At 49.9% G+C, this 19,885-nt stretch carries 16 protein-coding genes; 5 read left to right on the top strand and 11 right to left on the bottom strand.

The annotated features are described in order from the left end of the window. Window positions 1–169: 169 nt before the first annotated feature. The 3 genes from H8K26_RS02090 (at window position 170) to H8K26_RS02080 (ending at window position 5,799) form a co-directional block, all read left to right on the top strand. On the top strand, window positions 170–2,815 hold the full coding sequence (locus H8K26_RS02090) for a hypothetical protein (protein ID WP_190477031.1): 2,646 nt from the start codon (window positions 170–172) through the stop codon (window positions 2,813–2,815). A gap of 256 nt (window positions 2,816–3,071) precedes the next feature. Next, window positions 3,072–4,673 carry an HD domain-containing phosphohydrolase gene (locus tag H8K26_RS02085; protein WP_317889232.1) on the top strand — a complete coding sequence of 534 codons (1,602 nt, stop codon included), beginning with the start codon at window positions 3,072–3,074 and terminating at the stop codon, window positions 4,671–4,673. 160 nt (window positions 4,674–4,833) lie between these two features. Beyond that, window positions 4,834–5,799, top strand: coding sequence for a cation diffusion facilitator family transporter (locus H8K26_RS02080; RefSeq protein ID WP_390366136.1), 966 nt, complete (start codon window positions 4,834–4,836; stop codon window positions 5,797–5,799). A gap of 67 nt (window positions 5,800–5,866) precedes the next feature. On the opposite strand, the gene H8K26_RS17920 is transcribed toward H8K26_RS02080, so the two are convergent. Further along, window positions 5,867–7,378 carry a methyl-accepting chemotaxis protein gene (locus tag H8K26_RS17920; protein WP_190477029.1) on the bottom strand — a complete coding sequence of 504 codons (1,512 nt, stop codon included), beginning with the start codon at window positions 7,376–7,378 and terminating at the stop codon, window positions 5,867–5,869. A 420-nt stretch (window positions 7,379–7,798) separates the two neighbouring features. Here H8K26_RS17920 and H8K26_RS02070 point away from each other — a divergent pair, with 420 nt between their 5' ends. After that, on the top strand, window positions 7,799–9,511 hold the full coding sequence (locus tag H8K26_RS02070) for a cation:proton antiporter domain-containing protein (RefSeq protein ID WP_190477028.1): 1,713 nt from the start codon (window positions 7,799–7,801) through the stop codon (window positions 9,509–9,511). 53 nt (window positions 9,512–9,564) lie between these two features. Here the strand turns inward: H8K26_RS02070 and map are convergent, their stop codons facing one another. The 7 genes from map to H8K26_RS02035 all read right to left on the bottom strand — a co-directional run bounded on the left by map (window position 9,565) and on the right by H8K26_RS02035 (window position 16,338). Continuing rightward, a complete protein-coding gene (map, locus tag H8K26_RS02065; RefSeq protein WP_190477027.1) occupies window positions 9,565–10,362 on the bottom strand; it encodes a type I methionyl aminopeptidase in 798 nt (265 codons plus the stop codon). After that, complete coding sequence (locus H8K26_RS02060) at window positions 10,359–10,619, bottom strand: ParD-like family protein (RefSeq protein WP_190477026.1); 261 nt, start codon at window positions 10,617–10,619, stop codon at window positions 10,359–10,361. The genes map and H8K26_RS02060 overlap by 4 nt, the downstream gene beginning before the upstream one ends. 103 nt (window positions 10,620–10,722) lie before the next feature. Next, a complete protein-coding gene (gene maiA / locus H8K26_RS02055) occupies window positions 10,723–11,367 on the bottom strand; it encodes a maleylacetoacetate isomerase (RefSeq protein WP_190477025.1) in 645 nt (214 codons plus the stop codon). A 190-nt stretch (window positions 11,368–11,557) separates the two neighbouring features. Further along, entirely contained in the window at window positions 11,558–12,973 is a 1,416-nt protein-coding gene (locus tag H8K26_RS02050) for an aminotransferase-like domain-containing protein (protein WP_190477024.1), read from the bottom strand. A gap of 129 nt (window positions 12,974–13,102) precedes the next feature. After that, on the bottom strand, window positions 13,103–14,506 hold the full coding sequence (gene ccoG / locus H8K26_RS02045; protein WP_317889231.1) for a cytochrome c oxidase accessory protein CcoG: 1,404 nt from the start codon (window positions 14,504–14,506) through the stop codon (window positions 13,103–13,105). 903 nt (window positions 14,507–15,409) lie between these two features. Next, entirely contained in the window at window positions 15,410–15,901 is a 492-nt protein-coding gene (locus tag H8K26_RS02040; protein WP_190477023.1) for a GIY-YIG nuclease family protein, read from the bottom strand. A 77-nt stretch (window positions 15,902–15,978) separates the two neighbouring features. After that, window positions 15,979–16,338, bottom strand: coding sequence for a hypothetical protein (locus H8K26_RS02035; RefSeq protein WP_190477022.1), 360 nt, complete (start codon window positions 16,336–16,338; stop codon window positions 15,979–15,981). A gap of 615 nt (window positions 16,339–16,953) precedes the next feature. Here H8K26_RS02035 and H8K26_RS02030 point away from each other — a divergent pair. Beyond that, the gene (locus H8K26_RS02030; protein WP_190477020.1) at window positions 16,954–17,571 is read left to right on the top strand and encodes a carboxymuconolactone decarboxylase family protein; all 618 of its coding nucleotides are present in this window, start codon (window positions 16,954–16,956) and stop codon (window positions 17,569–17,571) included. Window positions 17,572–17,790: 219 nt separating this feature from the next. On the opposite strand, the gene H8K26_RS02025 is transcribed toward H8K26_RS02030, so the two are convergent. From H8K26_RS02025 to H8K26_RS02015, 3 genes are all read right to left on the bottom strand, one after another. Beyond that, window positions 17,791–18,174, bottom strand: a complete 384-nt coding sequence (locus H8K26_RS02025) for a hypothetical protein (RefSeq protein ID WP_190477019.1) — start codon at window positions 18,172–18,174, stop codon at window positions 17,791–17,793. 95 nt (window positions 18,175–18,269) lie between these two features. After that, window positions 18,270–18,806, bottom strand: coding sequence for a hypothetical protein (locus H8K26_RS02020; protein WP_190477016.1), 537 nt, complete (start codon window positions 18,804–18,806; stop codon window positions 18,270–18,272). A gap of 322 nt (window positions 18,807–19,128) precedes the next feature. Beyond that, complete coding sequence (locus H8K26_RS02015; RefSeq protein ID WP_190477015.1) at window positions 19,129–19,713, bottom strand: transglutaminase-like domain-containing protein; 585 nt, start codon at window positions 19,711–19,713, stop codon at window positions 19,129–19,131. Between the last annotated feature and the right edge of the window lie 172 nt (window positions 19,714–19,885).

Here is a 19,885-nt window from a genome sequence, read left to right as displayed (position 1 = left end):
TTGTATCAACTGAATTCGGGATTGAATAAAGACAGATGTTGAACAATACTTCCTCTGTTTCTACCCGTAACACCCCTTTTGTAAAAACTAAGCTTCAAACGTGGATCAGAGTGTGCAATCACATCGTCTGCCGGAACTTAGCTTATTCTTAAATCAAACCAGACAAATTATGCTCAGTCATTTACTTAAGTCTTTCGTCTGCAGCGTGCTGATCGCCACGCTGGCTGCTTGTGGCGGCAGTACGCCGGACACAAGTTCAACCAACAGCAACAACGCCGCCGGAAATTCCGTGCAAGCGATGGCTGCAAACTATGTTCAACCGAGAACTGGATGGTTCTGGAATCCGGCGGAAGGTGGCCGGGGTTTTGCGATTGAACGTCAGGGCAGCCAGTTGTTCGTTGCCGGTTTCATGTATGAAACAACGGGTGAGTCAACCTGGTATGTCAGCACCATGAATCAACAGCCTGATGGCAGTTACCGTGGCGATTTCCTGCGCTATACCGGTGGTCAATCTCTGCTGGGCACCTATAAACAAGCGCAACCAACGACCTACGCAACGGCAACTGCATCTTTCGACAGCAGCACAACCGGTCAGTTAAGCGTCACGAGCTCAGGCAGCAATGCGACAACGGTGATCGCGCTTCAGGCTTTTCCGATTTCAACCCCAACCGCGTTCCAGCCTTCTACTGACCAGTTCCAAAGTGGCTGGTGGTGGAATCCGGAAGAAGGTGGACGCGGTTTTTTCATAGAAGCACAAGGAGCACAAGCCTTCATCGGCAGCTTCATGTATCAGGACAATGGTTTGCCGACCTGGTATGTCAGCAGCGCGAAGTTGCTGGCACCGAATCTGATCAGTGGCAACCTGGAATCCTACTCTAACGGTCAATCGATGTTTGGCGGCTATAAAGCAGCGTCCCTCTCGCCAAGCGGCCCGGGCGTAGTCAGCTTCGAGATGACAAGCAATACCACCGGCGTTATGACGCTCACGAACGGCAATAAAATCAATGTGCAGCGTTTCGTCTTTAATACAGAGCCTGTCGCAGCGGAAACTGTAAAAAATCTGCTGATTTCTGAAGTCTCTTCAGACTATTACAGTAACGGATCCACATGGTTCGAAGTCTATAACCCGAATGCAACTACCAGCATCAATCTGGCCGACTATACATTGCGTAGCACTTATCTGGATCAGGGGTCGATTTATTCAACGCCGACGACTTTCCCAATGCCGTCAGTTACTATTCCACCAAAATCGTATCTGGTAGTCTCAAGCAGAACCGTGGATAACCCTGTCGATAGTAAACAGATTGTTTATGTTGGCAACAGCGCACAAAAACCTTTCTGGACATCATCAGGTTTTATTGAACTGATCAAAGGTGGTCAAACCGCTGATGTCGTTCGTTTTGGCAACAACAGCACGAGCCCGACAACTGCCAGTGCTTGGACTGGCGCCAATGCACCAGCGCTTCCTTTTGATAAAACCCAGTATGGCTACTCTATCGTCCGCCTGGCTGCATCTGGAATGACGGATAACAATACAGGTTCGGACTGGTCTTCGGTCAACTTTGCTACCCCGGCAGGTCCGAATGACGTCGGTGTCGGCGTAGTTGACTCTGATGGCGACGGCATCCCTGACAGTGCAAAAATTAATGGTAAAACTTTTGCTGGGCTGGATCTCTATGCCATGGGTGCTCGCCCGGGTCAACGTGATGTGTTTATGCAAATTGACAGCATGAACAGCAACGACCCTGGCATCATTCTGCGCCCGGAAGCAGCACAAAAACTGGTCGATACTTTTGCCAATAAAGTCTACAGTGCTGGCAAGAAAAAAATTGCCTTGCATATCGATGCAGGTAATTTATTCTCCCCGACAATCAATCCGGGAGCGTTCAACCTTGGTGGCGGTAAATCTGTGCCTTATACTCCATGTCTGGCATTGGATTATGACAAGGTTACGACGTCAGGCTGCACCAATCTGTACGATGTAAAACGGACTAACCTTGATGTACGTCGTAAGCTGATTTTCCATTACGTCATTATGGGGAATTCTCAGCAAGTGGACGGTAGTTGCGGTTCCAGTGGCTTGGGGGAAATGGGCGGCAATGATTTTATTATCACCCTTGGAAGTTGCGGCTTGACGACCACCCCAGGAGCAGAACTCAATCTGTTAGTCAACGCCCAGGCAGCGACGTTCATGCATGAATTTGGTCATAATCTTGGCCTCAACCATGGCGGAAATGAAAGTAATAATTACAAGCCCAACTATTACAGCATCATGAACTATATGTATCAGCTCAAAGGATTAAGTGCAAATCCAAGCGGCGCACAGGCAGCTAACCGCTTTTATCTGACTAACAAAACCTACGCCAAGGCTACTGGTCTCAGCCTCTGCAACATCGATAATTCGCCTTGCGGCAACAGCTTTATCATGGATTATTCGAACGGCAGCAGTATCGATCTGGATGAAAATAACCTGAACGAATCTCTGAATATCGGCCGTGGCGCAGTTGCTGGCGCCTATGCGGACTGGGATAACAGCAATAATCAGACGAGCGGCACATTTGCGTTCAACATCCACAATCCGGATACGACGACAAGCCTGAGGGTACTCAAGGATTTCAACGACTGGGACAATCTGGTATTGCCTTTAGCACGTACTTCGCTAGGCGTAAATTCTGGTGCGGTATTGCCAACGATGCAGCCAGTCAAAGAAATTGTCCGTAAAGATACGATGAGTGACAGGCCACGAAATCTGGTCTACGAAGATCCGAATCTGTTGCCGAAGCACTTAGATTCAATACGACGAACTCAACACTAACCAGAACAGCCCGCAATCGAAAGACTGCGGGCTTTTTTTATAGTCATTCCATCATTTCTGAGCACTCAGGGTGTCCACTGTCGACCCTGTCTCAGCAAACATCCGCTTACCCTGGAATCATAGTTAACAATAATTGTCATCCCGAGGATTTAGTTAATTACAGCCATATCTATTACAATGCGCACACTTCCTGTGTGACTTGTTATATCCCTCTGCGTTTGAGCTCAGGTCGCGGATATCGGCCACCAAACCACGCATGTTATTCAATAATAAATTTAGTGATTATTCAAATATGGACATCCCTGTAGCCGATATAAATAAAACGGCAAGTAATGAAGATTTACATACGATGGCCTGGAATCACTCAATGTTTCCCCTGTTTGCAATAGATATGGCTTCTGGTCAGTTGCTTGATGTGAACCGGGCAAGTGAATTACTGACTGGATATGATCGGGCAGAATTGATAGGCATGTCATATCAATTATTGTTTCCAGAAAACGAGCGCAGCTCCCTGCACACGACTCTGCTCACCGTATCGACACCTGCCGTTCTCAAAGATCTGTATATACAGACAAAAACGATGCAACTGATCCCGGTGGAAGTCTCACTGGCAACGATGTTTGAAAATCAGGGTAGTTACCAGCTGATAGGCAGTTTCAGAAATCTGCAAACCATCGCAGACACTGAATATGAACTGGCGGCGAAGAAATGGGAATTATCAGCGTATGCCAGCGCCGCACTGGCACTGTCACAGGCAAGTTCAGCAGAAGAGTTAATGCAGTTGGTATGCGAAGCCTTAACGCACGAACATCGCTACGTTCTTGCCTGGGTTGGTATCGCCGAAAACACCGCAGACAAACGTGTACGTATTGCCGCCGGATCCGGTTGCAGCAAAAACTATCTGACGGATTTGTCCGTCAGTTGGGCGGAAGACAGTCCTTGGGGACAAGGCCCGACCGGGCTGGCGATACGCAGCGGCCTCACCCTGATGATGAAAGACGCTGAAACCCATCCCGGCTTTACGCCATGGAGTGAAAAAGCAAAACAGGAAAATATTCGTGCCAGCGTTGCCGTTCCATTCAAATATCAACACGAACAACATGGCGCCTTAACGGTTTACTCGTCAGAGCCTGAGACTTTCGGCAAAACTATGCTGGAATTATTCGAGCATCTGGCGGGAGAAATTGCGCACGGGCTGAATAAATTTGCTCAGAATGCCGTGATCGACAGCGAACGGCAGCAGCGTGAAGCAGCACAGTTGAACTTATCCAATGCCCTGGGCGCGGCAATCCGTGCAATGGCAAAAACAATGGAAAATCGTGACCCTTATACTTCAGGCCATCAGGACAGAGTATCTGTGATTGCCTGTGGTATTGCGCAGCGGCTGGGCTGGAGTAGCGATCGCTTGCAAGCACTGCAAATGGCGGCAGTCGTGCATGACATAGGAAAAATTGCGATTCCGATTGAAATTCTGACCAAGCCGAAGCGCCTGAGTGATGCTGAGTTTCTATTGATGAGCGAACATCCGTACACCGGTTACACGATACTGAAAGACATACCGTTCCCGTGGCCTGTTGCAGAAATTGTTTATCAACATCACGAAAAAATAGATGGTTCCGGCTATCCGCGTGGATTGCAGGGAAATGAAATTCTGCCGGAAGCACGCGTACTGGCGATCGCGGATATCGTCGAAGCAATGGCCTCGTATCGACCTTATCGACCGGCTTTAGGCATAGAAAAAGCACTACATGAAATTGAACTGCTTGCAGGTAAGCAGTTAGATGCTGAATATGTTGCCATTTGTACGCGGATGTTCAGAGAGGAAAATTTTGCGTTACCTTTGCCGGATCATCTCTGATCGGAAGCCAGATACAGCGAGAGATACACGCGGCTGACTTTTTACCCGGAAGACAGATCGTTTATTCTATTAAAAATAATTTTTTCACAGAACATCATTTCATTGAGAGTTTCATCCGCGCGACGCTGATCAGCTCAGGAAATGTCAAATCAAATTTATGATGATGCACAACGATATGCACAACGATACGCATGACGACACAGAAGACGACTATAAAACTGCGGCGGAACGCAACGCCGCTGCTGCACGCAGCACCTGGACCAGCGTTGTCGTTAATCTTGCGCTGACCGCGCTGCAGATCAGCGTCGGTATATTCGGCAAATCGCAGGCACTGATCGCCGACGGCATACACTCGCTATCCGACTTGGTGGCAGACTTTGTCGTTCTGTTTGCCAGCCATCACAGTAAAAAAGATGCGGATGAAGATCATCCTTATGGACATCAGCGTTTTGAAACAGCAGCGTCGCTGATACTTGGCATGTTATTGTTAGCGGTTGGTATCGGCATGTTATGGTCAGCATTCAGAAAGCTGGAATCACCGGAAAGCGTGCCTCAGGTGCACAGCATTGCTTTGTGGGTCGCTGGCAGCGCGTTGATTTCCAAAGAGCTGTTATTCCGTTACATGCTGACCATTGCACAAAAAGTAAAATCCAGCATGCTCGTTGCCAATGCCTGGCACGCCCGCTCAGATGCAGCCTCGTCGCTGGTGGTCGCTTTGGGTATTATCGGCAATCTGGCTGGTTACCCGATTCTTGACCCGATTGCGGCGCTGATCGTCGGCTTTATGGTGGCGAAGATGGGCTGGGAGTTCAGCTGGGAAGCGCTGCATGACCTGATGGATCGCGCTGCCGATGATCAGGAAGTACAGGCAATACGTCAGACACTGCTGGAAACCCCGGGTGTGATTGACGTCCACGATGTGCATACCCGTAAAATGGGTGACATGATCGTGGTTGATGCGCATATTGAAGTCGATGCGACAATCACGGTGGAAGCAGGACACGACATCGCCGTCGAAGCCCGGCAACGCGTGATGATGCGACACCGGGTACTCAACCTGATGACACACATCGACCCATGGAAGCGTCCCGACAGAGATCACGCCGAATCAACGACAACGGTCTGACGGGAAAAAGACGAACAGATGACCCGGCGTTTTCGGAATCAACCACAGCTCACGTCAGGTTCAGCGATTATCTGAGTCGGGCAACCGGCGTGGCTGGTGTTCTTTGTATTTTCGTTTGCGCGTACTGACTCTGCTGCTGATGGAAATTATTCGTGTTGCCTTCAGCGATCACAAACAAACGAACCACACCCTCCAGCTTCTCAGCCTGTTCACGCATACTTTCAGCTGCTGCCGCCGCTTCCTCAACTAATGCCGCATTCTGCTGCGTCATCTCATCCATATCGCTGACGGCCAGGCTGATCTGTTCAATTCCACCGCGCTGTTCCTGACTCGCCTGCGCGATTTCGTGCATGATGTCGGCTACTTTCTTCACACTGAGCATAATGTCTTCCATGGTCTGACCGGCTTTATCAACAAGCTGGCTGCCCTGTTCGACTTTATCCACCGAATCATCAATCAGCGCCTTGATCTCTTTGGCAGCACCCGCACTGCGCTGAGCAAGATTACGAACTTCGCTGGCAACAACGGCAAAACCCCGCCCCTGTTCGCCGGCACGCGCGGCTTCCACCGCTGCATTCAGAGCGAGGATATTGGTCTGGAATGCGATACCGTCAATAACGCTGATGATATCGACGATTTTTCTTGAGCTGTCTTTGATTGAACCCATGGTCGTGACAACCTGCCCTACCATGTCGTTCCCCTTACTCGCAATATCAGAGGCGGTAATGACCAGCTCATTTGCATGGTAAGCATTATCCGCATTCATCTTCACGGAGTGCGTCAGCTGAGTCATGGAACTGGCAGCTTCCTGCAAGGAACTTGCCTGCGCTTCAGTACGGCGGGAAAGGTCAGAATTGCCGGTGGCGATTTCAGATGAAGCGACCACGATAGAATCGACCCCTTCTTTGACGTTACGCACAGCGTCATGCAAAGTCGTAATCACTTGCTGCAACACAATGCCGGATTCGCTGGCCGGATGTGTATTGTGATCACGTAAGTTGACCCTGCCCTGTTCTCCATTCAGCGCCTTCGTATAGTCCATCAACTCACCTTCCTGTAATCGCCCTTTATAGATCATCAGCGAGATATAGGACAAAACCGCGGCCTCCACCACCACATAAGCAGCATGCGTGAGCAGAATCAGCCAGCTTGGTTTGGTAAAGCAGAAAACACCGACGCCTAATTCCTGCAGATAATTAAAACTGAAATGATGCGCTGCCACCACGACTGCGGACGCCAATATCACGCGCCAGTCACCATAAATCACCAAAAACGCCAGGAATGCAAAAATACCAAAGTGAATTTCTGTCATCCCCATTGATTGATGGATATGCAAAGCGCAATAAATCATGACTGCGCATCCATTGAACAGACGGGTCAGCAACTGCCCCGGTTTTGCATAGACAAGAGCGATCGAAATCAATAGTACAGGCAGACCGATCAGAAAAGAGAGTATCCATGTTCCATACCAGTCGGCGAGCGCAAATGAAAATATCTGCATTCCGCCCAACACGGCCAAAATAACTTTGTCCGCCCTCGCGAAAATGGTGTCTATGTAGTATTTGCTTGTATTGGCCATAAGAATCTCTGACAGTTGACTGTTTTCAGCCCGAAGATTAGCCTCAGTTGCAATTTCAGGTGATGTCAAATTAGATTTTTTTAATATAAATTAACCCCATTTAACGAAATTTTTCATTTGTCTGTGAGATGCGGCGACAAGTTGCGATGAGTGGAATCTGATAAGTGACCGCCTTATTGCTTGTCTGATATTGACATAGCAAAGTATCATAGAAATAAATTCACCCGCAGGCACGACCATTGAGCTTGATCGAATGGTAACCACACGCTCTGCGATACACTACCTTTCCACGCACATGCTGCGTATCGTCTTGCCATCCACGGCAGAGACCAGGAAAGCTTCTGCGCCAGTGCACGCACTGGTATCACCTCAGTAACATTGTCAGTCATGCTCACCGGGCTGTCTGAAGAAAGGGATTGAATGGATCACGGCGTATCTCTGATCACCACTGTCGCGGCCGCTTTTGGTGTCGCACTCATTCTCGGCTTCATCGCTGAACGGATTAAAGTACCCGCCTTAGTTGGTTATCTTGTAGCGGGCATCATTATCGGACCGGCGTCGCCAGGCTTTGTGGCCGACGTCAATATCGCTTCGCAGCTTTCTGAAATCGGCATCATGTTGCTGATGTTCGGCGTAGGCCTGCATTTTTCGCCTGCCGACCTGCTTGCTGTCAAACGTCTCGCCGTGCCGGGAGCCATCGTGCAGATGGGATGTGCCGCTTTACTCGGTATCGGGCTTGCCTCGTGGTGGGGCTGGTCATTTGGTGCGGCGCTGGTATTCGGTTTGTCCTTATCCTGTGCCAGCACGGTAGTGTTGCTGAAGTCATTAGAAGCACGCAATCTGCTCGATACCATGAATGGCAAAATTGCCGTAGGCTGGCTGGTGGTACAGGATCTGGTAACGGTCATGGTATTGGTGTTGCTGCCTGCATTGGCTGGCATACTCGGCAGTCATACTGCAGTGGCCAACAGCAGTTCTTTGTGGTCAACAATAGGTCAGACACTGCTGCAAGTCACTGCATTTATTGTACTGATGCTGGTCGTTGGACGACGCCTGTTGCCGTGGATGCTGTGGCAGGTTGCGCGCACCGGTTCGCGTGAATTGTTCACATTATCCGTGATCGCAACAGCGATTGGTATTGCCTATGGTGCGGCCGAATTATTCAAAGTGTCATTCGCGCTCGGTGCATTTTTTGCGGGTTCAGTCATGCGCGAATCCGAATTCAGTCATCGTGCCGCAGAAGAATCGCTGCCTTTACGCGACGCATTCTCGGTACTGTTTTTTGTCTCGGTCGGTATGCTGTTTGATCCGTCGGTGCTGGTTGACCGGCCGCTGCATGTATTGGGCGTGGTTGCGATTATCCTGCTGGGCAACTCCATCCCGGCGGCCACGCTGGTACTGGTCTTTAAATATCCGCTGAATACGGCGCTGACAATTGCCGCCAGCCTCGCCCAGATCGGTGAATTCTCATTCATTCTGGCCGGGCTCGGAAAATCCATCGGTTTGTTACCAGCCGAAGGTGTCAATCTGATTCTGGCGGGCGCACTGATTTCTATCGCACTGAATTCTTTCGTCTTTACCGCGATATCACCGTTCCGCCGCTGGATACTGGATCGTTCGGCATTGGCACGTCGCCTGGAAGTTAATCTCGACCCTTACGCCGAACTACCTATGAGTACCGAGCGCAAATATCTGGAGGGACAAGTGGTGCTGGTCGGCTACGGTCGTGTCGGCAGACGTATTGCGAAAGCACTGGATGAACGCGGTATTCCTTACGTTGTGGCAGAACAAAACCGTGAAGTGGTAGAAGATTTACGTAAAAACGGTCGCGCCGCCGTGTCAGGTAATGCAGGCGATCCGGCTGTGCTGATTCAGGCACATATCGCCAACGCTGCGATGCTGGTGGTGGCGACACCGGATACGATCAACGTCCGCCAGATGGCTGAAACGGCACGCACGCTCAACCCGGCTATCGAAATCATTCTGCGTACCCATAACGAAGAAGAATCCGTCCTGTTGCATAACGAGGGCATCGGTTCCGTATTCTTTGGTGAAGAAGAATTAGCCAAGGGCATGACCAGCCACGTCCTGGATCGCTTCGCACCAGGTAGTTCCGCGACCGGTGCCCACTGAATGGCGTTGCAGTCAGCCACTTTCTATCATCAGGAAAGGGCTGACTAAATAACTCAGGCAATTGCAGGATATGTACCAGTGCCGTCTGGCCATGGTGTCAGCACTTCAAAACCGTTGGCTGTCACCACCACCATGTGCTCCCATTGTGCCGATAAAGAATGATCCTGCGTCACGACAGTCCAGCCATCCTGCAATTCTTTGACGCCGCGTTTTCCGGCATTGATCATCGGTTCTATCGTGAAAATCATGCCTTCTTCGAGGCGCAAACCTTCACCACGTTTGCCGTAATGCAGCACCTGCGGCTCATCATGATAAATTTTGCCGATACCGTGGCCGCAGTACTCACGTACCACGTTGAAACGATCGCGATGCGCAATGGTCTGGATCGCATGGCCGACATCGCCCAGTGTCGCACCTGGGCGCACCTGCATGATGCCCGCCCGCATTGCCTCATAGGTCGTATTCACCAGTCGGCGTGCCTGTGGGCTGGGCTCTCCGGCAAAATACATGCGGCTGGTATCACCAAACCAGCCGTCTTTGATGACGGCAACGTCAATGTTAACGATATCGCCTTTTTTCAGAATTTTTGTCGATGACGGAATACCATGACAAACCACGTGATTCACCGAAGCGCAAATCGTTTTTGGGAAACCGTGATAGCCGATATTGGCAGGAATCGCCTTGAGTTCATCCACGATGTAATCATGGCACAGCTTATCCAATTCTTCGGTACTGACGCCCGGTTTGACATGCGGTGTGATCATATCGAGTACCGCTGCCGCCAGTTTGCCGGCGGCGCGTGACATGGCGATTTCGTCCGGCGTATGAATTTTGACTTTAGCGCCTCTCATTGCACACCTCCGGCCACGACGCCAGTGCCCGGCCCGGCGGTACGGATAGACGATAAAGTCGCCAGATCGAAGCCACCGGCCTGTTCGGCACGAATCAGCAACTGACAGATATCGCGGTGATCCAGATCAGGGTAGATTTCGGCCAACATGCCGATACGCATCCAGTGTTCAGCCTGCGCGTTGATAGAACGAGAGAGCGCATTGCTGGCAACACGCAGATTCTCATGCATTTGTTCGGAAATTTTTACGATGCCCATGGCTTTTCTTATATATGAAACATAAACAATTCATATATTACCATAAAGCGCTGCAAGCGTTGCCAGCCAGCGCCTTTTCTAGCCCCGAGCGAGGACCTGCCAACTATTCCGCATCAAATTGCTGTGCTGGTGCCGCCAGTTGAAATGCTGGCAGCGATTCACACGCAGCAACGATGCGGCTGATCACGGGTAAGTCGTCCAGCGGGCATTGGAAACGGCGGGCATTGAATACTTGCGGGATCAGGCAGCAATCCGCCAGTCCCGGCGTATCGCCATGGCAGAAAATGCCGGTGCGCGGGTCGTTGGCGAGCAATTGCTCGACCGCTGCCAGCCCTTCATTCACCCAATGCCGGTACCAGTCATTTTTCTGCTCTTCTGTGATGCCGATATTTTTTGTCAGATAAGCGAGCACCCGCAAATTATTCAGAGGGTGGATATCACAGGCGATGGTCTGCGCAATCGCTCTGACGCGGGCGCGTCCGTCGGCATCGTCGGGCAACAAAGCGACTTGCGGATAAGTTTCATCTAACCATTCGATGATCGCCAGCGACTGCGTGAGCACAGCGTGTTCGGTCTCCAGCGCAGGGACGATGCCTAGCGGGCTTTTCTGTTTGTAATTTGCCTGTTTCTGTTGACCACCATCGCGCAGCAAATGCACAGCCACGGCGTCATACGGCAGTTGTTTCAGATTCAGCGCAATGCGGACACGATAAGCAGCCGAGCTACGGAAATAGGTATACAGCTTCATGGAAGAAAATTAAGTGTGATGATGATTGATCAGGCGGTTATCCGATGAGCCTTTACTCGCATAACCAGAAAATACAGCCACTGTATTCTATTGAAGTTTGAGCGCTAACGTTCGCTTATCTTGTGCGAAATTTGCGTCGAATTTTCCCTGATCTTGCGTTCGCCATTCATCACCGCACCGGCCTCGACCATCACATCAGGCTGATCACCAATTTCCCCAGTGTCTGCAAGGCCGCATCCATACGTGCATCAAAGCGATGTCCATAATTGATACGCAGACAGTTTTTGAAATGCCGTTGCGCTGAAAACATCGGTCCCGGCGCGACACTGATGCCCAATGATAATGCCCGCCGATGTACCTCTAAGGCATCCACATGCGCGGGCAATTCTACCCATGAAAAATAGCCGCCACCCGGCCGCGTCGCTTTTGTCTCTGCCGGAAAATAACGGGCTATCGCCTCAATCACCGCGCTTTGCTGCACCGATAAAACATGCCGCAACTGCCGCAAATGACGATCAAACTGCCCCTTCGCCAGATAATCCGCCAGCGCCTCTTGTGCAGGAACAGAGGCCGATAAGGTCGTGGTCAGTTTATGTCTGGCAACCGCGCTGGTAAACCGCCCCGGCATCGCCCAACCGACACGAAAGCCCGGTGCCAGCGATTTGGAAAACGACGAACAATGCATGACCAGCCCTTTGCTATCAAAGGCTTTTGCCGGCAACGGGCGGCGCTCGCCGAAATACAACTCGGCATACACATCGTCTTCAATCAGCGGCAATTCGTAGCGGGTGATCAGTTCCACCAGCGCGCGCTTTTTTTCATCCGACATCTGGCTGCCAAGAGGATTCTGGAAATTCGTCATCAGCCAGCACGCTTTCGGCTGATGCTGTTCTATCGCATTCGCCAGCGCATTCAGATCAACGCCTTCACGCGGATGCGTCGGCACTTCAATTGCTCTCAAGCCCAGACGTTCGAGTGCCTGCAAGGCACCGTAAAAACTGGGGGACTCAATAATCACCGCATCGCCCGGTCTGGTTACCGCCAGCAGACACAAATTCAGCGCATCCAGCGCGCCGCTGGTGATGATGATGTCGTCGGTATGCACATGCATACCGCTGACCAGATAACGCAAGGCAATCTGTCGCCGCAGATGAATGCTGCCGGGCGTCAGATCATCGACCGTGCTCCACGGATCCATCACCCGCATGCTGGCATTCATTGAACTGGCGAGCTTATCAAACGGAAACAATAAGGGGCTAGGAAACGCCGAACCGAAAGGCGCAACATCGCGCATTTTTGACGCTTCAAGAATATCAAATACCAGCCGACTGACATCCACTTCGGTCGAACTGCTGGCCGGGTTGGAAACACGCTCTGGTTCCGGCGGCAGCTTTTTTGCGCCCGCAATCACGTAATAGCCGCTGCGCTCTTTGGCCCGTATCAGACCACGCGCTTCCAGCAAATAATAGGCTTCAAAAACAGTAGACGGGCTGACGCTGCGACTGATACTGGTCTCGCGCACCGATGGCAATTTGTCCCCGAGTTTCATGACTCCGGTGCGGATGGATTGGGCGATATCTTCCGCCAGGGTCTCATACAATTTCATATTTTTTCTATCTGCGCAGCCATCTTTTCAACACAGTTATACCTGAATTGCAGCGGTGCTGACCAGCGCATTATTGCGTAGGTTTATCAGCACATCGCCGCAATACACACACTAAGCACACTAAGCAGACTACTGGCGTGGAACGAAGAACGTCGCTTTTTCAGAAATTTTCACCTGCTCATTATCCAGCGCCTGTAATTCGATATGAATAGGATTGGCACCTTGCACACCGTCACCGCCCGGCACCCGCACCGTCACCGGTACGATTCTGGATTCTGTCGGACTCAGCGTCACTTCATTGGCCGTTTCCAGCATGATATTCGGAATACCGCTGACACGGATCTGATAACGATGCGCCTGCTCATCCGAATTCATGATATGCAGGCGGTACACATTTTCTACCGCGCCATCATTCACTATCCGCCCCATATTACCGCGATCGCGAATCACATTCATTTTTAACGGCACATGCGTCGTCAGTGTATAAGCAAATGCGCCTACCATCGACATCAGAATCAGACTATAAATAAGCACCCGTGGACGCAGGATATTGCGCATGATCTGCTTCGTTGTCAGCCCGTTCTGCACTGCATTTTCTGTTGTGAAACGAATCAAGCCTCGGGGTGAGCCTATCTTATCCATCACACTATCGCAGGCATCGACGCAGGCCGCGCAACCGATGCAATCATGCTGCAAGCCATTGCGGATATCGATACCCGTCGGGCATACCTGCACGCACATAGAGCAATCGATACAACCGCCTTTCGCGATCATCGCAGGATCAGATTTATTCAACACATTCCTTGGCTCGCCGCGCGCTTTGTCGTAACTGACAACCAGCGTGTCTTTATCAAACATCGAACCCTGAAAGCGCGCATACGGACACAGGTAACGGCACATCTGCTCACGCATGAAACCCGCATTGCCGTAAGTCGCGAAACCGTAAAACAAGATCCAGAATGCTTCCCACCGCCCCAAAGAAAAACTCAGCACTTCGCTACCCAGCAAATGCACAGGAATGAAATAACCGACGAAGGTAAACCCGGTCCAGATACCGACCAATCCCCACACCGTATGCTTGCTGAATTTTTTAGTGAATTTTTCCAGATTCATCGACTGCTTCGCCAGCCGCATACGCGCACTGCGCGGCCCCTCGATCTTATTTTCTATCCACATGAAAATCTCGGTGTACACCGTTTGCGGACAAGAAAAACCACACCAGACCCGCCCCGTCACCGCCGTGAACAGAAATAAGGAATAAGCGCAGATGATCAGCAGCACCGCCAGAAAAATGAAATCCTGCGGAAACAACACCAGACCAAATAAATAAAACTTACGCGCAGCAAGATCAAACAACACCGCCTGCCGCCCATTCCAGCTCATCCAGGGCGAACAATAAAACACGCATTGCGTGAGCCAGACAAAAAACCAGCGCCAGTTGGTATACCGCCCCTTCGACTGCCTGACATAAATGTCATCAAACTTCCTGTAAATACTCACTACGGATACGCGTGCGTCTGCCTGACTCATCATTTCACTCAATAGAAAAACAGAAATTAATCCCCGCCACCGCATAGTGCACACGACAACGGATAAGGAATAACGCAAACTTGTTCCGGCAAGGCATGGCCTCACATGGATTTACAGAACATCACCATCAGCGCCAGCGATACAAGCAATGCACATCTGCAAAAGCAGTATCACCGAGAGCCATCACGCCACCGTGGCGGTTTTGCGTCTATCCTGTGGATATAAAAAGAGACAGTTCAGATAAAACCGATGCAGAACACCCACCACCGCATCCACCACCATGAACCATCACCACTGGTATTGACGGTGCCAGTGTGCTACGGAGCAGAAGCAAAAAACAGTGGCAGAAACGGATGAAAAACCATATCAGATGGAAATTCAGCGGAGCAGATCAGAGAAATAGTGAAGTGAAAAGCGGCAGGAAACAGAGATGTCAAGAGTAAGCGTTTGGTGAGCGGATGCCATTGGCAGCGTCACAATTCAAAGATGCGCGACACTTAGCCAACTGGTTCGGTCTAACGCTGAAGGCGGATCAACGAAGCTTCCGGCAACATCTCCGCCTGCCTGATTTTGTATAACCAGCGAATGACACGATGATCACGCAGATTTTATGTCGGCACAGAACACATTAGATTCCACATCAGATGCCGGATAGTCGACTGCAGGCTTATTCGATGCGCCAGAACTATTGATTAATTTCTTGTTATCAGGCCAATGTCTTTGATATCTTTAGGCAGCATCGTGGTCATTGCGCTCTAACGTTTAGGTAGGGGCTGCGGTACGCAGCCCCAGAGAGCGAAGAGAACGATTTGAAGCGCTTGTTAGGCGCGAACCATAGAGTTTTGACCAGCACTACGAGTGCAATAAATACACAGAGTATCGAGGTGTCATTCAATATCAAAACAGTTATCCAATTTGCTTGTTGAATACTGGCAGTCTACCAAATTCTTTTAGATGCATGACTTGTAAGTAAACCTCTATAACAGAAACAACATCAGGATCGGAAACCGTAAAAACGTGCAACTTGATATTTCCATTTATGATGCTGGTTGTTAATTCCAAAGATTCACGCGAGTTAAATTTAGTTTTTGGGAATGTCATCCAGCCGTTTTCTAGCCTTTTCGGTGTCCCTAGATGATCCCAAACTCTCTCGTGAAGATTGTCTTTTGTGGCTTTTCCAATGTATATGATTTCATCATTCTCAGATGAGAAAATATACAGTCCGCTTTTCTCGCCAATGTCGTTTCCTCCAAGACATCCTCTGAATTCTTCGTTCGAGTCGTCTCCAATGTTTGGCCTGCTTTCGCCAAAAGCGTAGATGATTTCAGTAGCGGAGAAAACCTCAGGAAGAGATTTTTTAAGTTGAAATATACTTTCGCGTGCTGAGTTGATTTTCATATATTTATGCTTGGCGCCTAAGTTCGAATTAACCGGCTGGCGCGGCACTATCGCGCCAGTCCGTGTTGAATGATTGGTTAGCGCTCAGCTTTGCTGTGATAGTAATAAAGGTAAGCAAGACCAATTGGCGCCACAAATATGGCGAATACCCAGCACATTGCCATTGTGATGAATTTCGTGACAAGCATAAATATCGCATTAACGAAAAAAACGTTTTCCCCCATGATGAAGCCAACAATACTTTCATAGACAAAGCGAGAATATGGGTAAAGGAGTGTGTTGATTACAGTAAGGAGTAGCACGCCTATTGGTATTGAGCGCCCGCCTTGCGTTGACATAGTAAAAATAAGAGCGGCCACAACTAGGCCAAAGAAAAACTGGCGAAAATAGTACCGTGAAGACAGACCGCCGAGCGTTTTCTGAATAACTGGATGCATGAAAGTTTTCCTATGGTTGGTTGAGTTGATCAGTAGATCGCTAACTTGTTTTAAAGTACAAAATGGCAAAATATCAGATCGATAAAAAATAAGCAACGAGCTCCAATGCGTCGCAAGTCCTTATCTGGTATCGATTGCAGTGCCTGTATGACGTCTTCGCCACTGAAAAATGGTAACTGCTTGAGGATGAATTGATCTGCTTTTTTCCGGTCTGCGTCATCTACCGGAAATATGGGGTGGCTTTAATGGCGGGAGCGAGCGGTTTGGATGGCGCTACGCATTTGCGTGCGGCACTATGCAAAGCCAGCACTTACCAAAGAAGGTTTCGGTAATGTGATGGCGAACGAAAACATCACCAGCGCCGGCATAGATTTCGCGCGGTGGTATCGGCATTTTCGATCTCCCTGCAAGCATTCTGATGCTGAAGGATAATAAGCCATCGACTTCAACTCATCATTCAGTCGAGTGCGTTTGCAAACGCAGCGGATGTTGCCGCAGCATTGTTCATCTGCTGTAAAAATCGACCGCCGATTTCTGGCGCAGAGCGCTTGCTTGTTGACTGATCTTGAGCCTGTTTATCTGACCCAATTTTACGTTCACCCCTGAGGAGACTCCATGAAAAATAAACTTTGTTCCAGTATCGCTGCCGGTTTGATTTCGACTTCCGCTTACGCCGCTGAACGGCTTCCGACCATACCACCCGATCAATACACGACGGAACAACAAAAGGCCGCTGAAGAGTTTTTGGCGACGCGTAAGGTTCCCGTATTTGGCCCGTTTGAACCCTTGATGCACAGCCCGCAAGTCATGTCGCAGGCCAGAGCCATGGGCGATTATTTGCGCTACAACTCGGCGATAGGCAATACCTTAAGCGAGCTGGCAATTTTAATCACCGCACGCGAATGGACGCAGGATTTTGAATGGTACGTGCATTATCCTATCGCGCTCAAAATGGGCATCAAACCAGAAATCGCCAACGCCATCGCCGACGGCACTCGCCCTGTTGGCATGACTACAGATGAAGAAATTGTGTATGACTTTTCGACCGAGCTGCATAAAAACAAGCGCGTCTCGGACGCCACATTCGCGCGCACCGAAAAGCGTTTTGGTAAAAAAGGCGTCGTCGATTTAACCGGCATCAACGCCTATTATTCTTTGCTGGCGATGCAGCTCAATGTCGCACAATATCAAGCGCCCAAAGAAAGTAAAAAACTCGTCCGTTTTCCAGAATAAATCTGTCTGGTCATTGTGAGAAATGGGGTGTTGAATAGTGAGCGTCAGCACCCTTCCTATTCAGATGGACTTGGCTGCTGCAAGGTCTCCAACCTCAGCCGCTTGGTTCAAGCGGGTATCCACGTCGGTTTCTCCGGAAATATTACCTAGCCACATAGCGATTGACATTAGGGACTTTCGGTAGCAAGTCCCAATTGATGGATGGGTTGGGGATGTAGCTCATTTTTTTATCGGAATAATTTCGAGAGAGACGAAATTTTCTTTAACATCAAAAGCTTTTTCGAGCGTGGATTTTCGCCCTTTTTTGTCGAGCCACAGATATTCGGTGTTAAAGCAGAACAAAAGGGTGTTGCCCCCATCCTGGTTTTTGGGTTTTCCTTCAAGGCAGTACGGGCCAATTCGGCGATGTCCTAGCCGCTCGTTGACATTGTTGCCAATCATGCTGGCACCACCACTTGAAGCGAGGTAGAAGGCTGATGTTATAGATTGCCATAACGCCGGAATTTGTTGCTTGATCGGAGCAAACTCAGCATCAACTGCAAAGGAGCCTCCAGCATGAGCTGGCGCAATAAACAGGAATAGAATTAAAAGTGCTCTGATCATAGTAAGACCCAAAGTGGAGGTAACTGGCACTGCGCGGCTTTATCGCGTAACGTCCAGCGAGCAAATAGAGCTAGATTGAGCGCTGCGTTAGGTTGCTATACGTTTGCATAGAATTTGCTCAGTTCCTTGTCAAAACTACGCCTTAGCATAACAAAGTCATCGCTGTACTTCTTTGCCATTTCCGCACTAGGGAGCACCTTTTCAAACATCACTTTGTTTCTATATTCAGCTATGCCAGCTCCTATTTCACCAAGGATCGCTTCAGCATCAATAGCTTGAAGAAGCCGAAGCCTGGCGCGCGCGGAGCTGGCTGCGTCAAATGTAGAATTAAGCTCAGTGTCGCACTCTTTGATGGTTTTTTGCTGAGCTTCATTAAGAGATACTTCATCAGCAGTATCCATGCGTTTTCTTATACCTTCCAATCGGTTGTGTAACTTTCTATACGCCACAAAATATGCATCGCATCGGTCTGCGATCAACTCGAGGGTCTTTATCTTGTGTGCACGGATGTCTTTGTTTCGATCATTGAGATGATTTAGCTTGTTGCTCTTGTAGGTGGCAAACGCCGTTATTGCAGCACCCAGTCCAATCTTTACTACTGAATCCAGAATCTCTAGGAGGGTCATCGTCATAGAAAAACCTAACTTTTATTTAATTTAACAAAATTGAAGCTTAGCTGGAGGTGTTAAAAAAGACAATTTACAATAAGGTACCTTAATATCCTCAAGGAACCTTGTTGTGCATGGTTATGCTGACTACAAGCAAATCGCCGCTTTGAAACGATCATTTTGGCAAAAATCGGGGAGTATGTGCCAAAAACACCTTATTCTCGGCATAAAACAAGGGCATTTAAAAATACTCCACCCAGTATATTTACGCCTTCAACGGGCAAATTTGAGGTAAACGACGCAGTTGGCGCGGCTAACGCCATCAGCGCCATGCGCTTTTTGTAGTTCAGGCGAACAGTTCGACATCGGGCAGATTTGCCAGCACCTGGTCGTATGTGTCGTAGCTGCGCAGCGCGGTGACGACGACGGGTAAAGGCTCGCTCCAGACTTCGGGCAGATCGCGTTCATGCGGTGCGAGGATGGGAAATGCGAGCGCTTCCTGCGGCGGATGAAACTCTGCTGCTACGCCGGGTTTGTTGCCGCGCGCATCGATCCGGTACCAGCCATGTTCCGGCAGATAAACGGCGTTGAGGCCGTGCAGGCAATACGGCGCGCCGTCGCCGGTGACGGACAAGCGTTGGTAGCACAGCCCGGTCGGAATGCCGTTCGCGCGCAGCAGCGCGGCGAGCAAGTGGCTCTTGGCGTAGCAGTAACCGGTGCCGTGCAGCAGCACGTCAGACGCTTTGCAAGTCACGGGGTTGAGCTTGTAATCGGAGCTGTGTTTGATCTGATCGCGCACAAAATGAAAGATGTGGCGTATCAGTTCATGCGTGTTGGTCGCGCCAGCGGATGCCCCGAGTTCCTGCGCTTTTTGCCGGATGGTGGGATGGTCAAGATCGATGTATTCGCTTGCAGATAAAAATTGCTTCATAAAATTCTGATGGAATGAGGAGTGTGCCGCGACACTGTATACACGATCAAGGTGCCACGTATTTTTAGATTATCACTGATGATGTTCGGCAGGCAGTACGAGCCTCAATCGCGATACACGTCTGCGGAATAGTGAACGTTGATCATCGGCCGGTTGCGCATTCTGCGACACG

The organism is Cognatundibacterium aquatile, from assembly GCF_014699135.1.
Classification (GTDB): Bacteria; Pseudomonadota; Gammaproteobacteria; order Burkholderiales; family Burkholderiaceae_D; genus Undibacterium; species Undibacterium aquatile.
The sequence above is the reverse complement of the archived record's forward strand: the minus strand, read 5'-3'. Positions and strand labels throughout refer to the sequence as shown.